The organism is Streptomyces sp. NPDC025784 (genome assembly GCF_055558435.1).
Window position 1 is genome coordinate 1 of record NZ_JBVHMN010000046.1, and the last position, 1,670, is coordinate 1,670.

At 69.7% G+C, this 1,670-nt stretch carries 1 protein-coding gene and 1 pseudogene; both read left to right on the forward strand.

Annotation, left to right across the window (positions count from 1 at the left end; all coding sequences use genetic code 11):
• The first annotated feature begins 424 nt into the window (after window positions 1–424).
• On the forward strand, window positions 425–1,084 hold the full coding sequence (locus tag ACZ4IF_RS44525) for a response regulator transcription factor (protein ID WP_306453571.1): 660 nt from the start codon (window positions 425–427) through the stop codon (window positions 1,082–1,084).
• Between the two features lie 287 nt (window positions 1,085–1,371).
• A pseudogene (locus ACZ4IF_RS44530) lies at window positions 1,372–1,670 on the forward strand (2-oxoacid:acceptor oxidoreductase subunit alpha); the annotation flags it as partial.

A 1,670-nucleotide genomic window follows, 5' to 3' on the forward strand; every position in this document is an offset into this window, starting at 1 on the left:
GGCTGAGGGCGGGTGCGCGGGGTCCCTTCCGTAGGACGCCGGGTGCGGGCAGTAGTGGGTTGCGGCCACTGGCTGAGGGCGGGTGCGCGGGGCCCACCGGCACAGCCCCGTCCGTGCGGGGGTGGGGTCCCGTGGGGTGGCCGATGCCCTCAGGTCTCGCCTCTGGCCCGGGGCGGGCCGAAAATCGGCGCTCCACCGGGGCGCCCGGTGATCGTTGTCGGTCGCATGGCGGCCGAAACCCGAAGTCATGCCTCCCCAATCACGTTGCCCGGGCGCATGCCGGTCCGAATGCTGGAATGCTGGGGTCTGTCGTACGAGCGGGGACGAACCCGGCACGGGCCGGGAGCGGACCCCGGACGGGCCGGGACACCCTCGGTCCGGTCCGGGGACGGGCTCTGGGGGGCCGAGAATCGTGGAGGACAGGGTGCGGGTGGTCATCGCCGAGGATTCAGTGCTGCTCAGGGAGGGCCTGACCCGGTTGTTGACGGACCGCGGGCATGACGTCGTGGCCGGCGTCGGCGACGGTGAGGCGCTGATCAAGACCATCACCGAGTTCGCGGCGCAGGACGCGCTGCCGGACGTGGTCGTGGCCGATGTGCGGATGCCGCCGACGCACACCGACGAGGGGGTCAGGGCCGCGGTGCAGCTGCGCAAGGCGCATCCCGGCCTCGGTGTGCTCGTGCTGTCGCAGTACGTGGAGGAGCAGTACGCCACCGAACTGCTGGCCGGTTCCAGCCGCGGGGTCGGCTATCTGCTCAAGGACCGCGTGGCCGAGGTGCGGGAGTTCGTGGACGCGGTGGTGCGGGTGGCCCAGGGGGGCACCGCGCTCGACCCGGAGGTCGTGGCGCAGCTGCTCGGGCGCAGCCGCAAGCAGGACGTGCTGGCCGGGCTCACGCCCCGGGAGCGGGAGGTCCTGGGGCTGATGGCCGAGGGGCGGACGAACTCGGCGATCGCACGGCAGCTGGTGGTCAGCGACGGAGCCGTCGAGAAGCACGTCAGCAACATCTTCCTGAAGCTGGGACTGTCGCCGAGTGACGGGGATCACCGGCGTGTTCTCGCGGTGCTCACCTACCTGAACTCATGACGGGCTGACACTGTGTCAGTTATGGGTCGAGGCTCGGCGCAGCACGGGCCCCGCCGCACGGAAAGCCCACAACAAGCCCAGAACCGACGGACGAGCCGGGAGCGTCATCCAGGAAAGAACCCGGGGGGCGGGTAAATCATGACAAGTCAGGGTGCCGGGCCGTCTCAGATTGATGTCCATCATGTGAATGGCCACGGGAAGGCGACCCTTACCGACGTAGGGTTGAAAAGGGGAAGGTCTGCGGGAAGGCCGCTCCCCGACAGCCGCCTCGAAGGAGGTCCAGTTCAGTGACGAGCCAGGTCAGTAGCCCAGCGGAGCATGCCGATGGAGCCGTCGTAGGGGAACAGCGCAAACCGGCCGGGACGAAGGACGTCCGCCGGCTGGACCGGGTGATCATCCGGTTCGCGGGGGACTCCGGTGACGGTATGCAGCTCACCGGCGACCGCTTCACCTCCGAGACCGCTTCCTTCGGCAACGACCTCTCGACCCTGCCGAACTTCCCCGCCGAGATCCGCGCGCCCGCAGGCACCCTGCCGGGGGTGTCCAGCTTCCAGTTGCATTTCGCGGACCACGACATCCTCACGCC